A 17,669-nucleotide genomic window follows, 5' to 3' on the forward strand; every position below is an offset into this window, starting at 1 on the left:
GCCGAGCAGGCGGCCCCTGCTCGGTAACCCACGAGTGTTTGTGAGTGAGGCCCCGGCCCGCAACCGACTCAACCATCCTGAGCGGTCACTCCATACGGTCTAAGTCACCTCACCCGTTCGACGGTTCGCACCATGCCGTGAGGGGGCGGGGCGGGTTGGGCCTCAGCTTTGTCCACAGCCGCCGACCGCGGTGCCCGTGATCCACAGGGTTTTCGCGGGTCGTGGCGAGTAGCTCGGCGGCTTGCCAGGCTGGCATCGAACCTTCGCGACCGCGCGAGGGGCGAGGCCCGAAGGGGGCAGGGATGAACGAGAACTATGTGACCGTCAGTGGGCGCCTGTGCGCCGACCCCGAGGAGCGCGTCAGCCGCTCGGGAGCGCTGTTCACGACCTTCCGGGTGGCGTCGACCGTCCGGCTGCGGCGCAGCGACGGGGCGTGGGAGGACCGGGAGACGGCCTTCTTCAATGTCATTGCCTGGCGCTATTTGGGCCGCAATGCCAAGGATTCGCTGGCCAAGGGGCACCCGGTCGTCGTCCACGGCAAGCTGCTGGTCAAGCTCTTCGACCGCACCGACGGAAATGGCAAGAACACCAGCGTCGAGATCGAGGCCACGTCGATCGGGCACGACCTGACCTACGGCTACACCGAGTACACCAAGGGCATGAAGCTGCGCCTCGACCCGGGTGACCGCACCAACGACCCCGTCGTCGCCGAGGCGCGCGCCAACAACTGGGGCGCCGGCGATGGCGAGGGCCAGGTCGGGAGTCAGGCGGTCGGTTCGCCGTGGGACTCAGGTGCCGACCATCCGGCCGACAACGCCCGGCGCGGCAGTGACGGGGCCGACAGGTCCGGCGATAACGTCGAGAGCTGGAACCCGGCCTATGTCGAGGTCGGCCCGGACGGATTACCGCTGGCTGACCAGCGGGCAGGTGACGCCGTCGAGCAGAGCGACGAGATGGGCGACTTCGAGCCCGACCGCTGGCTCGCCGGGGCCGGCGCCCCGGCGGAGGCGGGCATCCGCGACTGACGGGCTGTCCGGTCAGCGGCGCCGCGCGGCCCCGGGCATCGTGGCCCCGGCAGCGTCGAGTTGGATCCTGGTCTCCCGGTGCCGGGCGAGCACCGCGGCGACGGGCTGCACGATGCTGCGATCCGCAACCGTGGCGATGGCATCGTCCAGCTTCCGCCGGGCGGACGCCGAGCGGCGCCGGGCGCCGACCGAGGCGAACCACCGGGAGATCAGCGCCAGGAACCAGCCGAGTGCCAGCCCGCCGGCGAGCAAAACGAAGGGCAGGGCGAACGGTCCCACGTGCACGGTCGGCAGCTCCGGCAGTTGGAACCAACCGACGACGAAGATCGCTGCGAGCCAGACCAGTCCCGCAACGGTCGCGAGGGCGAGAAGGAGTTGGAGGATGCCGAGGACCGACCACCACATGGGGCGGCGGCCTGGCAGACGCGTGCCGACGACGGCTTCGTCGAGGTCGTCGGCGCGTCCGGCCGCCGACGGCAGCGCCGCGAGCGCGACGGCTTCGGCCCAGGGCTGTGGCAGATCGCCTCCTGCCGATTGCGCGAGTCGGCGGGCAGCGAGTTCGACCGCAGCCTGAGCGGCTGGCGTGGCCTCCGGGATGGACGACCGCGTGACGCTGCGTCGCACCTCCCGCGAGCCGAGCGCCTTCTCCTCCATGGGGTCGAGGCGCAGGCGTTTCAGCGGGTCGGGTCGCAGGGCGGAAACCCAGCGGGTGAAGGGCCAGCCGGTCGCGGCGACGGCCTGGCGCTGATAGTCGCGTCGCACGGCCTCGGCGACCGTTGGCACTCCGGCGGCGCGCGCCAGGGCGGTCACGAGTTCCTTGGTGTTCGCGCCCTTGAGTTCGGGCTCGGAGTCGCCGACGCCGTGTCGCAAGGCGGTGGCGACCGACCGCACGTCGGCGTCGAGTCGGGTGCGCGCAGCGCGGGCGCCCTCGACGGCTTGCGCGAGGTCCTCGCGCAACTCGCCGACGCCGAGACCGGTGCGCGCCGAGGTAGCCAGCACCTTGGCCTTGGTCAGCCCGTCGCGCTGCAGCAGCCGGGACAGATCGGCGAGGCATTCCTGTTGCTGGCGCGGGGTGAGCCGGTCGGCCTGGTTGAGCACAACGATCGTCACGGCGTCGTAGTTGGTCATTGCGGCGACATAGTCGTCGTGGAGGCGAGCGTCGGCATACTTCTGTGGGTCCGTGACCCACACAAAGACGTCGACGAGTTCGAGCATGCGCTCGGCCTCGGCCCGGTTGGCGCTCTCCCGGGAGTCGAAGTCGGGCAGGTCGAGCAGGACGAGGCCGTCGAGCGATCCGCCCGTGCCGACCTGGTGGCGGTTATCGACCTCGAGCCAGTCCAGGAGCGGGCCCGCGGGGTCGTCGCCCCAAATGGCGGCCGTGGGCTTGGAGGTGGTCGGGCGGCGCGCTCCGATGGTCGCGACATCGCTGCCGACGACGGCGTTGAACAGGCTGGATTTGCCGCTCCCGGTCGCGCCGGCGAAGGCGATGACGGTGTGGCTGCCCGTATGCGCAGTCCGTCCGGCGACCTTCGCGGTCACGGCTCGCGCGCGTTCCGCCGCAACGGGATCCAGCTGGGCAGCACCGGCGGCCAGCGCGGCGGCGAGTGCGGCAGCATGCCGTTGCAGGTCTTCGGCGCTCACCCCCGAGGCGCGGCCGAGCTTGAGGGGATTCACCGGGCCGCCTGCACCTTGTCCAGGGCGCGTGCCAGACGCTGGGTCTGGTCCTCCGGGACCGTTCGCGCGCCGATCGCGTCGAGGTAGCGGGCCTGCTCCCGGTCGATGACCGCGTCGGCACGGGCCAGGAGCGCGGCGCGCGCCTTCTCCGACATCGTGCGCACGGCCTGGTCACCGAAAATCGCCTCCAACACCCGCTGGGCCAGCACGGAAGTGCCGCCCGCGATGCCGACCTCGGCGCCGGTCAGGCCGGCGGTGTGGGCGAAGGTCACGAGCATCAGGAAGAGGCCGATGCCGTTGACGCCGTATGCCGCGATCCGCGCATTCGTGCGCCGGTCGCGGCCCTCGCTGCGGACGATGTCGAGCACGTCGTCCTGCCAGCTGCGGACCTCCCGGTCGACGCGCTCGGACAGATCGCGCGAGGGCTTGCCCAGGTCCGGGTTGGCACCGAGCAACTCCGCCCCGGCGGGCGACCCGCGCCAGGAGCGCGCGATATCCGCGGCGGCCGCCGTGCTGTTAGCTTCGATCAACTGCGCCACGCCGACGTGCAGAGCCTCGTCGACGTCGGCCTGAGTGGTCGTCTTGCCGGTCAGCGCTCCGGTGATCCGGTCGCGCAGTCGCGATACCCCCGACTCGACCTTCTTGAAGAACTCGCCGGTGCCCACGAATTCCTGCCACCGCGCAAGCACCTCGCCCCGCAGCAACTGGCCGTCGCTCATCCCCGCCGAGACGCCCTTGCGGGCGGCCGCGAACGCGGCGTCCACGTCGTGGCGCAACTGCCCAGTGACCCGCTGCTGGGCGCGACTGGCCGAGATGAGTTCCTCGGCGCGCTCGTCGAGAGACGCGAGCGCGCCGGACAAGGTCTGGCGGACGACCACCTCGCGCGCGCCCGCGTCCGCGGCGAGGTCGGTCAGCCACGACCGAAGGCGGGCGATGTCAGCGTCGGGGATCAGGCCGCCATCGGTCAGCGTCGTCTCCGGGATGGGGAAGACCGGCGAGGTGCCCAGGCCCTGCTCGCGGAGCATGTCCACCAGATGAGGGCGCACCTCCCCCATCACCTCGGGGGGCACCCGGTCCAAGACGATCGCCACGGCTGTCCCTCGGTCGGCAGCCTGGCGCAGCAGCTCCCATGGCACGGCATCGGCATACCGGGCTGCCGTCGTGACGAAGAGCCACAGATCAGCGGCCGCGAGCAACTGCCGAGACAGGCCGCGATTGGCCGAGACGACCGAGTCGATATCGGGGGCATCAAGCAGCGCCAGACCCGCGGGCAACTCGGTGGATTCCACCAGCCGCACGGTGTTCTCCGCATCGCGGTTCGTGACCTCGCCGGTGACCCGGCTCAACTCGGGCAGGATCCGCGCGTCGGCGAACCAGCGCTCGTCCTGCGGGTGATGTACCAGCACCGGGCTCGTCGTGGTCGGGCGGATGACGCCGGCGCGGCTGACCTCACGGCGCAAGAGCGAGTTGACCAGCGTCGACTTGCCGGCTCCCGTCGACCCGCCGATCACCGCCAACAGCGGCGCGTCGATCGACGACAGGCGCGGGATGACGTAGTCGTCGAGTTGCCGCAACAGCGCCGCGCGATTGTCCTTCGCCGCCGCGGTGCTGGGCAGGTCCAGCGGCAGGACGCTCTCGGCAACCCGGTCGCGGAACTCACGCACAGCAGGCAGCAACTGATCGCTGCCTGCCGCCGTCGTTGACACGCACCAAGATTACCCGCCATTAGCCTGCGGCAATCGGACCCGCACGCGCCGTCTCGGGCAAGGATGGTTGGGCACCGATCGGCAATGCCACCCGGCGGGGGCCGTGGTCGCCAACTCGCGGCCCTGCTCGTCCCTCGCAGTGCCCTCGAGCTGGCGCCCCCGTCGGCGCCTTCATTCCATTCCACGCGCCTGTTACTTCTGCCGTGGTCGCCAACTCGCGGCCCTGCTCGTCCCTCGCAGTGCCCTCGAGCTGGCGCCCCCGGCAGGACTCGAACCTGCGACCTCGGGATTAGAAGGCCCTTGCTCTATCCAGCTGAGCTACGGGGGCAGTGGCGTCCAGAAGTCTACGGCGCGCCAGCCGGCACGCCCGTCCCGGTAAACCCGGACAGGGCCGCGGGCACCTGCCGAGCGGCATACGCGCACGCGACCTGCGAACCCACCGCGGCGTTCACCGACCGCGGCGTTCACCGACCGCGGCGTTTCACCACCGCGGCGTTTCACCACCGCCGCGTTCACCGACCGCGGCGACCGCTCGGCATACGCGCTGGGGCGTCAGCGCGGGTCGCGCAGCCGCCGGAGGGCAAGTTCGGCGAGCAGCAGCGCCTGGTCCGGCAGGACCGAGTCGTCGAAGTGCGCGATGGGCGAATGGTTGTCGGGCGCCTGCTTGGGATCGGCCGCGGGGCAGGCCGACAGAAAGACGTAGGCCGACGGCACCTGCTGCGCGACGAAGGCGAAGTCCTCGGCACCCGCCTCCGGGTGGGGCATCTCGGCATACCGGCTCTCGCCGAACAACTCCACGGCGGTCGAGCGCAGGAAGTCCCATTCGGTGGCGTCGTTCGAGGTCACCGGATAGCCCATCAGCCAGGTGACGTCGCCGGTCATCCCGTGGGCCGCGGTGATGCCGTTGACGACGCGCCCGAGGGCATCGTGCACGCGCGAGCGGTTGGCGTCGGAGAAGGTGCGGACGGTGAGTTCCAGGATCGCGTCGTCGGGGATGATGTTGTCCTTGGTGCCGCCGGCGATCTTGCCGCAGGTGACCACCATCGGATCCATCGCGTCGAACTGGCGGGTGACCATCAACTGGAGCGCGAGCACGATCTCGCAGGCCACCGGCACCGGGTCGAGCGCGAGGTGCGGTTGCGAGCCGTGCCCGCCCTTGCCCATGACACGCACGACGCATTCGTCGGCAGCGGCCATCATCGGCCCCGGCCGCCCGAACCACGTCCCGAGCGGCTCACCCGCCGACGACACGTGGAGGGCGTATGCCGCGATCACCGGCACACCTGCCGCGTCCAGCAGGCCCTCCTCCAGCATGATCGCCGCCCCGCCCGGCCCTTCCTCCCCCGGCTGGAACATCAGAATGACGTCGCCCGCGAGTTCGTGCCGGCGAGCCGCGAGCAGGCGGGCCGCACCCACCAGGCCCGCCACGTGCAGGTCATGCCCGCACGCGTGCATCAGGCCGGGCTCCTGCGAGACGTAGTCGACGTCGAGCCGCTCGGTCAGCGGCAGGGCATCCATGTCCCCCCGCAACAGCACCGCCCGCCGCTGACCATCGACAGGCGCCGCGCCCCGCACCACCGCGACGACCGACGACAGCCCGGTGCCGAGGATGATCTCCAGGCCCAGCCCGTCGAGCGCGTCGAGCACCCGGCGCTGGGTATGGGGCAGGTCCAGCCCGAGCTCGGGGTGGCGGTGCAACTCATGCCGCAGCGCCGTCAGCTCATCGGCGAATCCTGGGGGCAGTAGGTCAGTCACAACTTTTCTCCGGCTCCGGGACGGTTCAACGTGGTAGGGCTTGACAGTCGGTCGAAGGGCCAGCCGGGGCACAGCGTTGCCGCCGGTCACCGCACGGTTGTGCCGAGGAAGCTGCGGCGGGCCAGGGTCATGGTGTCCAGCAGTTGGCGCTCGGTGTCCAGCGCCCGGGCATCCGCCGACTGGTGGTACATCCGGTGGCGCAGCAGCCCCAACTCCGAGGCGGCGTCTTGAAACTGGCGCATCGACGCCAGCCCGGCGGAACCGCTCGAGCTCTTGGCCCACACGCGCGCCTCGCGGCGGTGCCCCATACTGGCGAGCATGACGACCTCGCTCGGGCTCAGCCAGCCGGCGTCGGCGTATTGGCTGAGGTATTTGCCGATGATCCGCCCCTCGCGGCGCCGCGCCCAGATGACGAGCACGGCATACCCGACGAACACCGGCACGCCCACGAGGAAGTAGCCGACCAGCAGTCCGGCGCCCCCGGTCACGGCGGATAGATTCCACAGCCCGTGGGCGGTCACGGCCAGCGCCCACCCGACCACGGGCGCAACGACCCGAGCTAGTCCGCTGCGAGCGGTGGCGGCGACACCGATCCCGATGCCGGTCAGGCAGGTGAACATCGGGTGGGCGAACGGACTCATCACCCCGCGCCCGACGAAGGTGGCGGCGAGCATCTCCTGACCACCCGCGGCATACGCCTGCCCCAGATATTGGATGTTCTCGGTGAACGCGAACCCGGCGGCGGCGATGCCGGCGTAGACCATCCCGTCGACGATCCCGTCGAACTCCCGACGCCGCAGCCGCCAGATGAGCAGCACGATCAGGCCCTTGAGCGACTCCTCGACCACGGGCGCAACCACGGTCGCCGTGGTCGCCATCGCGCTCGCCGGATCCGTCGCCGCCTGGATCACCAGCATGGCGCCCGTGTTGAACAACGCCGCGAGCAGAGACGCGACGAGCGCGCCCCAGAGGAAGGCGACGATCAGATAGCGCCGCGGCTCGGCCTCGAAGCGGTCGAGCCACAAGAACGTCGGAACGACGATACCGAGCGGGATCGCGGCCAGCAGCAGTGCGAGCAACGCCGTGATGACGCCCAGCGCCGCGCCGAAGTAGGCCGCGAGCGCCAGACCCGCAATCGTGAAGCCGGCGACGAGCAGACCCGTGACCAGCCAGCCCCGCAGCGCCCGCCGCGGGCTCGCCGCGGCCGCCACGGGCTGATAACCAGGCACGTATGACGCATACCCGCCCCCGCCGGTCGGACCCGGCTGCTGCTGGTTGGGAGCCACGGGGGCCTGCTGCCATGCCATGCATGGGAGGGTAATGCAGGCCTGGTCGTAAGGTTGGCCGGGTGACGGAACGTACGCCCAAGCCCGAGGTGGACCGGGCTACCAAAGATCGCATCGTCTGGATCGACTGCGAGATGACCGGGCTGTCGCTGGAAGCCGACGCCCTGGTCGAAGTCGCGGCCCTCGTCACCGACTTCGAGCTCAACCAACTCGGCGAGGGCGTCGATCTGGTCATCAAGCCCCCGGCCGAGGCGCTGGCACAGATGAACGATGTGGTGCGGACGATGCATACGTCCTCCGGCCTGCTCGACGAATTGGAGCACGGGATCACCCTCGACGACGCGTGCGCGCAGGTCATGGCCTATGTCAAGGAGTGGGTGCCCGAGCCGCGGCGGGCGCCGCTGGGCGGGAACACGGTGGCCACCGATCGCGGCTTCCTGGCGCGCGATATGCCCGAGCTGGACGCCTGGCTGCACTACCGGATCGTCGACGTCTCCTCGATCAAGGAGCTCTCGCGCCGGTGGTACCCCAGGGCCTATTTCAACGCGCCCGCCAAGAAGGGCGGCCACCGGGCCTTGGCCGACATCCGCGAGTCGATCACCGAGTTGCGCTACTACCGCGAGGCCGTCTTCGTCCCGCAGCCCGGCCCGGACTCGATCTCGGCCCGCGCAATCGCCGCCCGCGTCTCGGACTGAGCCGTTCGCGTCCCGCCCCGTCTGGGTCCCACGCTCTGCGTGGGAGAGGCCCGCCCCGTCTGGGTCCCACGCTCGGCGTGGGAGAGGCCGGTTCAGCCCCGTCGAGGGGCCGGTTCAGCCTCGTCGAGAGGCTCAAGAGCACGCGGCAGAACGGCATACGGCCCGAAATGAATCAACCTCCCGCACGTGGCGGGAGGTTGATCGGTGGGGTGAGCGACGGGGCTCGAACCCGCGACATCCTGGACCACAACCAGGTGCTCTACCAGCTGAGCTACGCCCACCACGACTGTGTGCGCCGGCTGCCCCGGCTGCTGGGAAGTTGGTGCGCCATCAGGGACTCGAACCCCGAACCCGCTGATTAAGAGTCAGCTGCTCTGCCAATTGAGCTAATGGCGCGCGAGGGGAGACATTAGCATCCCGGCCCGGCGGGCGTGAAATCGGTTTGCCCGCGCATGTTCCCGGCTGGCGCACCCCGCCCCGACCGGCCGCGGCCCACTCAGCGTTGCGCGCGATAGCGCCAGCCGAGCACCCCGAAAGCGACGGCAACCCCCGCGAGGGCGAGGCCCACGAGCCAAGCGCTGATCCCGCCATCGCTGTTGGCGGACCCGTCGTCCGAAGCAGTTGTGGCCGGCGCGGCGACGGTAGCCGGGGACGTCGTGGCCGCAGGAGACGTCGAGGAACTCGGAGCCCCGTTCGCCGTCGGCCCCGGAGCGGATTCTGGCTGCGTCGGCGCAGCGACGGCGTCCTCGGCGACCGTGAACGGGACCGCTCCGGAGACCGGGTGCCCGTCGGCGCTGATGACCTTGTAGGTCACGACATACGAGCCCGGGTGCAGCGTCGTGGCCAGCGCCTGCGTCACGGTTGGCCCCTCGGTGCTCGGCTTGCCCTCGGTCATCGACAGGCCTTCGCCGTCGACGACGCGCACCTGCGTCACCTCGGCTGCCAGGTCTTCGGTGAACGTCAGCCTGACCTCGGTCGGCAACTCGTGCAAGGTCGCGCCGGCCTTTGGCGAGCTGGAAACGAGGGCCGTATGCGCGCTCGCGGCCGTCCCCGGCACCACCACCAGGGCCGCGGTAGCGAGAGCGAGCACAGTGATGAGGAGACGACGCACGGCAGACACCGGCCTATTCTCCCCCGTCGCGCTGACTCCGGCGTCGTCGCGTCGCCCGGCGTGGCTCATAGGCTGACCCGGTGACCTTGCCCTCCTTCCCCGGCCTGACTTCCCTGCCCGCCGCCGACCGTCTCGACCTCGTGGCCGCCCCGGTCGCCGAGGCGCTGCGAGCGCGCCCCGATCTCGCCTCCCGACTGGCGGTCGTGGAGATCGACCCCGACCTTGCCGACACCGAGGCGATGACCAGGGCCTTCAACCTCCCACTCCCCGCGAGCGCGAACTGCGTGGTGATCTCGGGCTCGCGTGCCGGTGAGGAGCGGATCGCCGCGTGCGTCGTCGCCGCCGACACCCGCGCCGATGTCAACAACCTCGCCAAACGCCGCCTCGACGTGCGCAAGGCGTCCTTCCACCCGATGGATCGCGCGGTCGCCGAGACCGGCATGGAGTACGGCGGCATCACGCCCGTCGGGCTGCCCGCGCACTGGCGCCTCTTTGTCGACGCCGCCCTGCTCAGGCAGGACGCCGTCATCCTCGGCAGCGGGCTGCGCCGCTCCAAGCTCCTCCTGCCCGGAGCCCTCCTCGCCGAACTGGCGGGAGCCGAGTTGGTCGAGGGGCTGGGCTACCGCGCCGGGTGACACCGCCGGCATACCAGCGGGTAGGTGTGGCAAAGCGGGCGCCCCAGCGCCCGCATCGCCTCACCTACCGGCCGGTAGGCAGCGCTACAGATAGAGCCCGGTATGCCCGTCCTGCACCCGGGGAGCGGCGATCGCGTGCAGATCACGCTCGCGCAGGAGGATGTAGTCCTTGCCCTGCAACTCGACCTCCGCCCGCTCCTCGGGGTCGAAGAGCACCCGATCACCGAGTTCGATCTGCCGGGCATTGGGCCCCGCGGCGACCACGGTGCCCCACGACAGCCGCCGCCCCACCGACGCCGTGGCCGGTATGACGATCCCCCCGCCCGAGCGGCGCTCGCCGGCCTCGCCCTCCACCGAGACGAGCAGCCGATCGTGCAGCATCCGGATCGGCAGCGTGCCGGCCGGCATTGGGGCCGCCTTCGGCACGGTCAGGAGGCGCGGCGCCGCAGGATGCAGCGCACGATCAGCACGACGGCAAGCGCGGCAGCGACGGCAGCCAGCCGCTCGGTGCGCAGGTCACCCTCGGGGGTCTTGGTCGCCTCGGCGAAGCGCAGCTTGGCGGCCTCGGTCTGCCGGGCGACGACGGCCTTCGGGGCCGCCTTGCTGGTCAGTTGGTCGATGGTCGAGGCGAGTCGCTCACGGCTGGCCGCGATCTCCGCCTGCAGTTGGGCGATCGACGGGTCGTTGCTCATTGGGGCCTCTCTAGCTGGTGGGGCCGGGCGCTGCGTCGAGCCCGAGGTCGCGCCGCAACTTGGCGACGTGGCCGGTTGCCTTGACGTTGTACCACGCGTGCGTGATCGTGCCCGCCTCGTCGAGGACGAAAGTCGAGCGGATCACGCCCTGGACGATCTTGCCGTAATTCTTCTTCTCCCCGAAGGCTCCCCACGCGGTGAGCATCGTTTTGTCCGGGTCGGAGAGCAGGGTAGTGGTCAGGTGGTCGCGCTCGCGGAACTTCGCCAGCGCAGCGGGGCTGTCCGGCGAGACGCCGACGACGTCATAGCCGTGCGCCTGCAAGCGGTCTAGCGACTGCGTGAAATCGCACGCCTGCGTCGTGCAGCCAGGCGTCATCGCCTTCGGATAGGCATAGACGATCACCTTGCGCCCCCGGAAATCGCGAAGCGAAACCGCCGTCCCGTGGTCCTCGGTGAGCGTGAAGTCCGGGGCGTGCTCGCCAGGTTCGAGTCGGGTCACGTGCCCTCCAGGTCCGTATGCCGTTACCGACCGTCAACCTATCCCAGCCCGCCCGCGCACCCAACCCGAACTACAGTAGGCCCGCGCGCGAGTGGCGGAATTGGCAGACGCGCCAGATTTAGGTTCTGGTGCCTTCGGGTGTGCGGGTTCAAGTCCCGCCTCGCGCACGCCTGTCCTGACGTCCGACCCTGGTGGCGCAGAGGCCCGCGGATATGCATCGCCGACCCGGGTGCGTCCCGCAGGGAGGAGCGCGGCACGATGGGGTCATGCCCATCCCCCCTGGCGACTATCAACTCGGGCCCGACAACGCCGCCCTCCTGCTGCATACGGGCACCGAGGGTCCGGCGGCCGCCATGGGCCACAACCTGAGCATCGACGCCACGCAGTGGTCGGCCGACCTCACCGTGGGGGACGCCCTCAGCGAGTGCGCGCTGAGCGTTACCGCGAATCTGACCAGCCTGGTCGTCATCGACGGCCAGGGCGGCGCCAAACCGCTGACCGATGGCGACCGGGGCAAGATCCTGCAGAACGCCGCCAAAATCCTCCAGACCGGCGACCACCCACAGGTCGTCTTCACCAGCACGGGGATCAGCGGCGACTGGACCGAGGGCACGGTGCACGGCACGCTGTCGCTGCACGGCCGCACCGAGCCGCTTGACCTCCACCTCGACTCACCGGAGCCCGGTTGCTACCGTCTCGCGGGCGCGATCGCCCAGCACCTTTTCGGCATCCAGCCGTATTCCGCGCTGATGGGCACCCTCAAACTGGCCGACGAGATCGGCATCGAGGTCACCATCCCCTTCGAGTGACGCTTGCGCGCGTAGGTAGGGCTCTCAGTTGGCGAGGCGCTCGCGCATTATCGACTCCATCGACCGAAAAGCGTTGCCGCGGTGCGAGATCGCGTTCTTCTCGGCGTCGGTGAACTCGGCCAGAGTCCGCGTTGGATCGGCATCGGGTACGAAGATCGGGTCGTAGCCGAAGCCATTGCTGCCCCGCGGCTCGTAGGCCAGCCTCCCCTCCACGCGGCCCTCGCAGGTCGCGATCTCCTCACCCGGGATCGCGAGGACGGCCGCGCACACGAACGCCGCGCCACGGTGCTCCGCGGGCACGTCCGCTAGCTGTTCGAGCAGCAGCGTGACATTGGCGCGGTCTTTGGCCGTGCGGGGCGCGGCGAGCCCGGCCCGCGTGCCCGACCACCGCGCGCTGAACACTCCAGGGCAGCCCCCGAGCACGCCGACCGCGAGACCCGAGTCGTCCGCGAGCGCCGGCAATCCCGTCGCGGCGGCGAGTGCCTCGGCCTTCAGCCGCGCGTTGCCGGCGAAGGTCACCTCGGTCTCGCGGACATCAGGGACGCCGGGAAAGGCTGCGGCAGAGACGATCTCGAGGTCGAGGTCGGCGACCACTTTGGCGAGGATCTGATTCAGCTCATAGACCTTGTGCTCATTGAGCGTGGCCAGGACCACTTGCCGGGTCATCGCAGGCGCTCCCGCGCGGGCGCCTCAAGCGCGGCCCGCTGGAGCGCCGTCAACGCCGCGCAGCCGGCTGTGGCCAGATCGAGCAGATCGCCGAGCAGCGCCCGGTCGAAGGGCTCCCCCTCGGCCGTGCCCTGCACCTCGACGAAGCGCCCGTCACCGGTCATGACGACATTCATGTCGGTCTCGGCCGTGGAGTCCTCGGGATAGTCGAGGTCTAGGACCGCCCCGCCCGCGACGACACCGACGCTCACCGCAGCCACCGAGCCGGTCAACGGGGCGGCCGAGGCGGGCAGCAGCCCGCGCGCCTTCGCGTCGGCGATGGCATCGGCCAGGGCGACATACGCGCCCGTCACCGATGCGGTCCGGGTGCCGCCGTCCGCCTGGAGCACATCGCAGTCGATGACGATTGTGTTCTCGCCCAAGGCTTTAGTGTCGATGATCGCGCGCAGTGAGCGCCCGACGAGGCGCGAGATCTCATGAGTGCGGCCGCCGACGCGGCCCTTGCGCGACTCCCGGTCGGAGCGGGTATTGGTCGAGCGGGGCAACATCTCGTACTCGGCAGTCACCCACCCGGTGCCCTTGCCTTTCAGCCAGCGCGGCACGCCCTCGGTGAAGGACGCGGCGCACAACACGCGCGTGCGCCCGAACTCCACGAGCACGCTCCCCTCGGCGTGGTCGAGCCAGTTGCGAGTGATCCGCACCTCGCGCAGTTGATCCGGTGTCCGTCCGTCGTGTCGCGTCACGACCCAAGATCGTATGTCGCTCCGAGGCGTGCGATTTCCACTTCCCCCGGCCAGACCTCCTCGGCCTCGGCACGGCATACGGCCGGGTCGTTCCAGGCGGGCAGGTGGGTGAGCATCAGCCGCCGCGCGCCGGCGACGATCGCCGCCTCGGCAGCCCGGCGACCGGTCAGGTGGATGCCGCGGGTGTGGTCGCGTCCCTCCACGAAGGCGGCGTCCACGAGCATCAGGTCGCTCTCGCGAGCCAGGTCGAGCAGTCCGTCGCAGGAGTCGGTGTCACCCGAATACGTCAGGATGGCGCCGTCCGCCTCGATCCGGAAGCCGAAGGCCTCGACCGGATGCTCGACGCTCCGGGCCGTGATCCGCAGCGGTCCGACCTCGACGGTGGCACCGTCGCTCAGTCGGCGGAAGTCGAACTGGGCATCCATACCGTCGTCCTCCAGGCCCTCGTACGCCTTGCGCATCCGGCCGCGCACCCCGGCCGGCCCATGGACCGCCAGCCGCTGCCCGGCTGCACCGTCGGGGTGGTACTTGCGATAGACGTACATCCCTGTCAGGTCGATGCAGTGGTCCGGATGCAGGTGGGAGAGGAAGACCGCGTCGAGGGCCATTGGGTCCAGATGCCGTTGCAGGGTGCCGAACGACCCATTGCCCAGATCGAAGACGACCGAGTGTGTGCGGCCATCGCGCACGGCCTGGACGAGATAACTCGACGCCGGCGAATGCGGCCCGGCGAACGATCCGGCACACCCGAGCACCGTCAGCTTCATTGGACGCCCCCGAGCGCCGGCTGCGCGAGATTGCCGAAAACCTGCTCGACCTCCGGGCCGAGGAAGCGCCGGGCGAGGCGCCGGAATTCCTCGGGGTCACCAGTCGTGGAAAACCCGTGCGTTGGGTCCGGAAGATCGTCCGGGCGCAGGGCATCCAGATCGGCGAGGGTGCGATAGACGTCCTTGGCCGTCTCCTCCGCCGAGGACACCAAGGTCACCCCTTCGCCCATGACATAGGAGATCACACCGGTCAGCAGCGGGTAGTGCGTGCATCCCAGCACCAATGTGTCGATATCCTTCTGCGCCAATGGATTCAGATATTCCCTAGCGACTGACAGCAACTCCGGTCCGCCGGTGATCCCGGACTCGACGAACTCCACGAAGCGGGGGCACGCCTTGGACGAGACATCGATATCGGGTGCCGCCGCGAAGGCGTCAAGGTAGGCACGCGACTTGTGCGTGCCGGCCGTCGAGATCACGCCGACGCGGTTGTTGCGCGTCGCGCGCGCGGCCCGCCGCACGGCCGGCCGGATGACTTCGACGGTGGGCACGGCGTACCGTTCGCGGGCGTCGTGGAGGACGGCCGCCGACGCCGTGTTGCAGGCGATGACGAGGATCTTCACGCCGTGATCGACGAGTCGGTCGAGGCACTCCAGCGCGAACTTGCGGGTCTCGGCGATCGGCCGCGGGCCATAGGGAGCGCGTGCGGTGTCCCCGAGATAGGCCACCGACTCGTGCGGCAATTGGTCTAGAACGGCGCGGGCGACGGTGAGGCCGCCGTATCCGGAATCGAAGATTCCGATCGGTGCGTCAGCCACAGTCGCCGAGCCTATTTCACCGACCGGCGCGGGGAAGCATGGACGTGGCGAGCGTCTCTTGCAGCCATGTCAGGAAGTCGTAGACGACGATCGCGTATGCCGCGGGGTCGTCCGGATCGGCCGCCTGCGCCACCGCATCCAAGCGCCGCGCGTCCTCGTCGTCGCGCAGGCCCAGCCGGTCACCGACCACCAAGCGGACGTCGGTCAGGGCAACGAGGAAGGCCAAGGCGGTCGGGGCGTCGAGTTCGACCCGCTCGTCGACGGCGTGAGTCAGGGCGGCGATCGCCGTGCGAAGATTGTCGACTTTACGGCTGCGCAGCGTGGGCTCGGTCAGGCGGCGGAACTCGCGGGCGGCCTCGGCGTCGGTGCGATTGCCGGCCGGGAAGAGCCGGTCGAGGGCTGGGTCGCGGGGGTGCTCGGGCAGGCCACGTCCGCCCAGGCTGGCGGGTGAATCCGGGACCGTGACCGAGCCGAAGTCCGAGCCGAGCCCCGCGACGATGGCATCGAACTCATCGCCGCCGCCCGGTTGGGCCGAGTCCGCGGGCGGGCCGATCAGGGTGACCACCTGCTCGAAAAGCTGCACGAGGACCGCGCGTTCGGCCTGATCCAGGCGCGCGGCATACCGCAGGTCGGCGCCCTTGCCGCGGACCGTGAATGCGCGCGCCATCAGGCGTCCTTCTGGAAGGTCGCCCACAGCCCGTAACCTTGGAGGGCTTCGGTATGAATCTCCATCATTTCGCGCGGGCCGGTGGCCACCACGGCCTTGCCCTTGTGGTGCACATCGAGCATGAGGGCCTCGGCCTTATCGCGGGCATACCCGAAGTGCGTCTGGAAGACGAAGGTGACATAGGACATCAGGTTGACGGGGTCGTTCCAGACCAAGACGATCCACGGGACATCGAGCGCCTCTTCCGCGTCGGCAGAGACGATCTCCTGCTCGACCGGCGCAATGGACATTGACCCAGCTTAGGACGCCCCCGTGCCTAACTGCTGCTAGCAGATGTTAGGCGTCCTCCAACAGGTTCTGACAGGCCCGAGGACACCCAACCTGTGCTGAGTCACCCGCTCCTGTGCCGCCGTGGCCGGTTCAGTCGGTCGTTGTCGACCAGGACAGCAAATAGCGCCCGTCATCGCAGGCCAGGCCGCCCTCACCGAGCTCGAGGGGCTTGAAGGTGTCGACCATGACGGCGAGTTCGTCGAAATACTCAACGCCGATCGAGCGCTCCATCGCGCCCGGCTGCGGGCCGTGGGCGTGGCCGCCGGGATGCAGCGAGATCGAGCCCATGCCGATCCCCGAGCCCTTGCGCGCCTCGTAGTCGCCGTCGACATAGAACATGACTTCGTCGGAGTCGACATTGGAGTGGTAGTAGGGCACCGGGATCGACAGCGGGTGGTAGTCGACCTTGCGCGGCACGAAGTTGCAGATCACGAAGTTCCAGCCCTCGAAGACCTGATGCGCCGGCGGCGGCTGGTGCACGCGGCCGGTGATCGGCTCGTAGTCGCGGACGTTGAAGACATAGGGAAAGAGGCAGCCGTCCCAGCCGACCACATCGAGCACGTGGAAGGGGTGCGTATGGATGCTCCCCGCGATCCCGCCCTGTCCCGGTCCGCGGTGCTTGATGTAGACCTCGGTCACCTCGCTCGGATCGGCGCCGATGTCCTCGGCCAGGAGCGGGCCGTCCGGGACGCGCAGGTCGCGCTCGCAATAGGGCGCGTGCTCGAGCAACTGCCCATAGCGCGACAGATAGCGCTTGGGCGGCGCGATATGGCTGTTGGCCTCGATGGCATAGGCGCGCAGGGACTCGCCGTCCGGGTCCTCGCTCGCGGGCTTCGGCAGCCACCGGTGGGTGGTGGCCCGCGGGATCATCACATAGTCACCACGCCCGACATCGAAGGCCCCAAAGACCGTCTCGACGCGGGCACTTCCGCGCTCGATATATACGCACTCGTCGCCGATCCCGTTGCGGTAGAACGGGCTCGGCGCATCGGCAACGACATAAGAGATCCGCACGTCACTATTGCCGAGGATCAAGCGGCGCCCGGTGACCGCGTCGATGCCGGAGGCGTCGGGCGCGAAGAGGTCGTGCAGTTTCAGGTGGAGCGGGCGCAGCGGGTGGTTGGGCGTGAGGGTCTGATCCGTCACCTCCCAGATCGCGGCGGCCGTCACGGTGCTGGGGATATTGCGGTGGTAGAGCAAGCTGGAGTCGGAGGAGAACCCCTCCTCCCCCATCAGCTCTTCGTAGTACAAGGCGCCCTGCGGGTCTCGATGCTGCGTATGCCGCTTGGGCGGCACGGCTCCCATGCGCTGGTAGTGCGCCATGTGAACACCTCTTCGTGAACGTGGCCGGGGGTCTCCCGCTCCTCTCACTGTAACCGTGGGCAAGCTGCCCGCCGAACCGCCAATTCCACCGACAAATCGCGCTAAGGCACCCGTCGCGCCCGACGGCCTTGCCGTGCATCTGCTCAGGGACCGGCCTACCCGCGCCGAAGCGGCAGGAACTCCTGCGCCGCCTCCGGCCACGCCGGAGCTCACTCGATGTTCGTATGGAGCACAAGGGGCCGCCACTGCGCCCTCGAAAGGCTGCCCGCCAGAATGGCCTCAGCCACCCAGCTCAAGAAGTCCGGGTCGCCGCCGAGTTTTCGCGTAAGGATAGGATTATCTGCCCAGTCGTTGGACCATGGATTTAGACCGTATGGAGTGACCGCTCAGGATGGTTGAGTCGGTTGCGGGCCGGGGCCTCACTCACAAACACTCGTGGGTTACCGAGCAGGGGCCGCCTGCTCGGCC

Annotated in this window: 19 protein-coding genes and 4 tRNA genes; 5 read left to right on the forward strand and 18 right to left on the reverse strand. The window is 69.6% G+C overall.

The window, feature by feature from the left end; genetic code table 11:
• Positions 1 to 302: 302 nt before the first annotated feature.
• Complete coding sequence (locus ABD209_RS16250; RefSeq protein ID WP_344068112.1) at positions 303 to 1,025, forward strand: single-stranded DNA-binding protein; 723 nt, start codon at positions 303 to 305, stop codon at positions 1,023 to 1,025.
• 12 nt (positions 1,026 to 1,037) lie between these two features.
• Here the strand turns inward: ABD209_RS16250 and ABD209_RS16255 are convergent, their stop codons facing one another.
• The 5 genes from ABD209_RS16255 to ABD209_RS16275 all read right to left on the reverse strand — a co-directional run bounded on the left by ABD209_RS16255 (position 1,038) and on the right by ABD209_RS16275 (position 7,467).
• Positions 1,038 to 2,699 (reverse strand): YfjP family GTPase, encoded by a 1,662-nt coding sequence (locus ABD209_RS16255; RefSeq protein WP_344068113.1) that lies wholly within the window; start codon positions 2,697 to 2,699, stop codon positions 1,038 to 1,040.
• On the reverse strand, positions 2,696 to 4,405 hold the full coding sequence (locus ABD209_RS16260; protein WP_344068114.1) for a dynamin family protein: 1,710 nt from the start codon (positions 4,403 to 4,405) through the stop codon (positions 2,696 to 2,698). The genes ABD209_RS16255 and ABD209_RS16260 overlap by 4 nt, the downstream gene beginning before the upstream one ends.
• Before the next feature lie 251 nt (positions 4,406 to 4,656).
• A tRNA-Arg gene (locus ABD209_RS16265) sits at positions 4,657 to 4,733 on the reverse strand.
• 224 nt (positions 4,734 to 4,957) lie between these two features.
• Positions 4,958 to 6,160, reverse strand: coding sequence for a M20 metallopeptidase family protein (locus ABD209_RS16270; RefSeq protein ID WP_344068116.1), 1,203 nt, complete (start codon positions 6,158 to 6,160; stop codon positions 4,958 to 4,960).
• 86 nt (positions 6,161 to 6,246) lie between these two features.
• Positions 6,247 to 7,467 (reverse strand): PrsW family intramembrane metalloprotease, encoded by a 1,221-nt coding sequence (locus ABD209_RS16275; RefSeq protein ID WP_344068118.1) that lies wholly within the window; start codon positions 7,465 to 7,467, stop codon positions 6,247 to 6,249.
• Positions 7,468 to 7,508: 41 nt separating this feature from the next.
• Between ABD209_RS16275 and orn the strand changes: the two genes are divergently transcribed.
• A complete protein-coding gene (gene orn, locus ABD209_RS16280) occupies positions 7,509 to 8,141 on the forward strand; it encodes an oligoribonuclease (RefSeq protein ID WP_344068120.1) in 633 nt (210 codons plus the stop codon).
• Positions 8,142 to 8,346: 205 nt separating this feature from the next.
• Here orn and ABD209_RS16285 read toward each other — a convergent pair.
• The 3 genes from ABD209_RS16285 to ABD209_RS16295 all read right to left on the reverse strand — a co-directional run bounded on the left by ABD209_RS16285 (position 8,347) and on the right by ABD209_RS16295 (position 9,261).
• Positions 8,347 to 8,422 (reverse strand) — tRNA-His (locus ABD209_RS16285).
• 39 nt (positions 8,423 to 8,461) lie between these two features.
• Positions 8,462 to 8,537: transfer RNA gene (locus tag ABD209_RS16290), tRNA-Lys, on the reverse strand.
• A 100-nt stretch (positions 8,538 to 8,637) separates the two neighbouring features.
• Positions 8,638 to 9,261 (reverse strand): copper resistance CopC family protein, encoded by a 624-nt coding sequence (locus ABD209_RS16295; RefSeq protein WP_344068122.1) that lies wholly within the window; start codon positions 9,259 to 9,261, stop codon positions 8,638 to 8,640.
• A gap of 77 nt (positions 9,262 to 9,338) precedes the next feature.
• On the opposite strand from ABD209_RS16295, the gene ABD209_RS16300 reads away from it, so the two are divergent.
• Entirely contained in the window at positions 9,339 to 9,887 is a 549-nt protein-coding gene (locus tag ABD209_RS16300; RefSeq protein WP_425564704.1) for a YbaK/EbsC family protein, read from the forward strand.
• An 84-nt stretch (positions 9,888 to 9,971) separates the two neighbouring features.
• Here the strand turns inward: ABD209_RS16300 and ABD209_RS16305 are convergent, their stop codons facing one another.
• The 3 genes from ABD209_RS16305 to bcp are packed head-to-tail and all read right to left on the reverse strand — an operon-like array spanning position 9,972 to position 11,078.
• Positions 9,972 to 10,295: a GroES family chaperonin gene (locus tag ABD209_RS16305; protein WP_344068126.1), complete on the reverse strand. Its 324-nt coding sequence runs from the start codon at positions 10,293 to 10,295 to the stop codon at positions 9,972 to 9,974.
• Between the two features lie 20 nt (positions 10,296 to 10,315).
• Complete coding sequence (locus tag ABD209_RS16310) at positions 10,316 to 10,579, reverse strand: DUF3618 domain-containing protein (RefSeq protein WP_344068128.1); 264 nt, start codon at positions 10,577 to 10,579, stop codon at positions 10,316 to 10,318.
• 10 nt (positions 10,580 to 10,589) lie between these two features.
• Entirely contained in the window at positions 10,590 to 11,078 is a 489-nt protein-coding gene (gene bcp, locus ABD209_RS16315) for a thioredoxin-dependent thiol peroxidase (protein WP_344068130.1), read from the reverse strand.
• 85 nt (positions 11,079 to 11,163) lie between these two features.
• Here bcp and ABD209_RS16320 point away from each other — a divergent pair.
• Both ABD209_RS16320 and ABD209_RS16325 read left to right on the forward strand, forming a co-directional pair.
• Positions 11,164 to 11,245: transfer RNA gene (locus ABD209_RS16320), tRNA-Leu, on the forward strand.
• A 99-nt stretch (positions 11,246 to 11,344) separates the two neighbouring features.
• Entirely contained in the window at positions 11,345 to 11,887 is a 543-nt protein-coding gene (locus tag ABD209_RS16325; protein ID WP_344068132.1) for a YceI family protein, read from the forward strand.
• 24 nt (positions 11,888 to 11,911) lie between these two features.
• Here ABD209_RS16325 and rdgB read toward each other — a convergent pair whose 3' ends face one another.
• From rdgB to ABD209_RS16360, 7 genes are all read right to left on the reverse strand, one after another.
• Complete coding sequence (gene rdgB, locus ABD209_RS16330) at positions 11,912 to 12,553, reverse strand: RdgB/HAM1 family non-canonical purine NTP pyrophosphatase (protein ID WP_344068134.1); 642 nt, start codon at positions 12,551 to 12,553, stop codon at positions 11,912 to 11,914.
• A complete protein-coding gene (gene rph, locus ABD209_RS16335; RefSeq protein WP_344068137.1) occupies positions 12,550 to 13,296 on the reverse strand; it encodes a ribonuclease PH in 747 nt (248 codons plus the stop codon). Before rph ends, rdgB begins: the two co-directional genes overlap by 4 nt.
• Complete coding sequence (locus ABD209_RS16340) at positions 13,293 to 14,063, reverse strand: MBL fold metallo-hydrolase (RefSeq protein WP_344068140.1); 771 nt, start codon at positions 14,061 to 14,063, stop codon at positions 13,293 to 13,295. Before ABD209_RS16340 ends, rph begins: the two co-directional genes overlap by 4 nt.
• Positions 14,060 to 14,881 carry a glutamate racemase gene (gene murI / locus ABD209_RS16345; RefSeq protein WP_344068143.1) on the reverse strand — a complete coding sequence of 274 codons (822 nt, stop codon included), beginning with the start codon at positions 14,879 to 14,881 and terminating at the stop codon, positions 14,060 to 14,062. The genes ABD209_RS16340 and murI overlap by 4 nt, the downstream gene beginning before the upstream one ends.
• 16 nt (positions 14,882 to 14,897) lie before the next feature.
• Positions 14,898 to 15,548 carry a DUF2017 domain-containing protein gene (locus tag ABD209_RS16350; protein WP_344068145.1) on the reverse strand — a complete coding sequence of 217 codons (651 nt, stop codon included), beginning with the start codon at positions 15,546 to 15,548 and terminating at the stop codon, positions 14,898 to 14,900.
• Entirely contained in the window at positions 15,548 to 15,838 is a 291-nt protein-coding gene (gene clpS / locus ABD209_RS16355; RefSeq protein ID WP_344068147.1) for an ATP-dependent Clp protease adapter ClpS, read from the reverse strand. Before clpS ends, ABD209_RS16350 begins: the two co-directional genes overlap by 1 nt.
• 130 nt (positions 15,839 to 15,968) lie before the next feature.
• Positions 15,969 to 17,201, reverse strand: a complete 1,233-nt coding sequence (locus tag ABD209_RS16360; protein WP_344068150.1) for a homogentisate 1,2-dioxygenase — start codon at positions 17,199 to 17,201, stop codon at positions 15,969 to 15,971.
• Between the last annotated feature and the right edge of the window lie 468 nt (positions 17,202 to 17,669).

Origin of the sequence: Nostocoides vanveenii, from assembly GCF_039531165.1 — a bacterium.
Taxonomy (GTDB): Bacteria; Actinomycetota; Actinomycetes; order Actinomycetales; family Dermatophilaceae; genus Nostocoides_A; species Nostocoides_A vanveenii.

Coding starts and splice junctions, on each gene's coding strand:
- ABD209_RS16250 (WP_344068112.1), top strand. CDS start 303: ATGAACGAGAACTATGTGACCGTCAGTGGGCGCCTGTGCGCCGACCCC.
- ABD209_RS16275 (WP_344068118.1), bottom strand. CDS start 7,467: ATGGCATGGCAGCAGGCCCCCGTGGCTCCCAACCAGCAGCAGCCGGGT.
- ABD209_RS16305 (WP_344068126.1), bottom strand. CDS start 10,295: ATGCCGGCCGGCACGCTGCCGATCCGGATGCTGCACGATCGGCTGCTC.
- ABD209_RS16310 (WP_344068128.1), bottom strand. CDS start 10,579: ATGAGCAACGACCCGTCGATCGCCCAACTGCAGGCGGAGATCGCGGCC.
- ABD209_RS16325 (WP_344068132.1), top strand. CDS start 11,345: ATGCCCATCCCCCCTGGCGACTATCAACTCGGGCCCGACAACGCCGCC.
- rdgB (WP_344068134.1), bottom strand. CDS start 12,553: ATGACCCGGCAAGTGGTCCTGGCCACGCTCAATGAGCACAAGGTCTAT.
- ABD209_RS16340 (WP_344068140.1), bottom strand. CDS start 14,063: ATGAAGCTGACGGTGCTCGGGTGTGCCGGATCGTTCGCCGGGCCGCAT.
- ABD209_RS16350 (WP_344068145.1), bottom strand. CDS start 15,548: ATGGCGCGCGCATTCACGGTCCGCGGCAAGGGCGCCGACCTGCGGTAT.
- clpS (WP_344068147.1), bottom strand. CDS start 15,838: ATGTCCATTGCGCCGGTCGAGCAGGAGATCGTCTCTGCCGACGCGGAA.
- ABD209_RS16360 (WP_344068150.1), bottom strand. CDS start 17,201: ATGGCGCACTACCAGCGCATGGGAGCCGTGCCGCCCAAGCGGCATACG.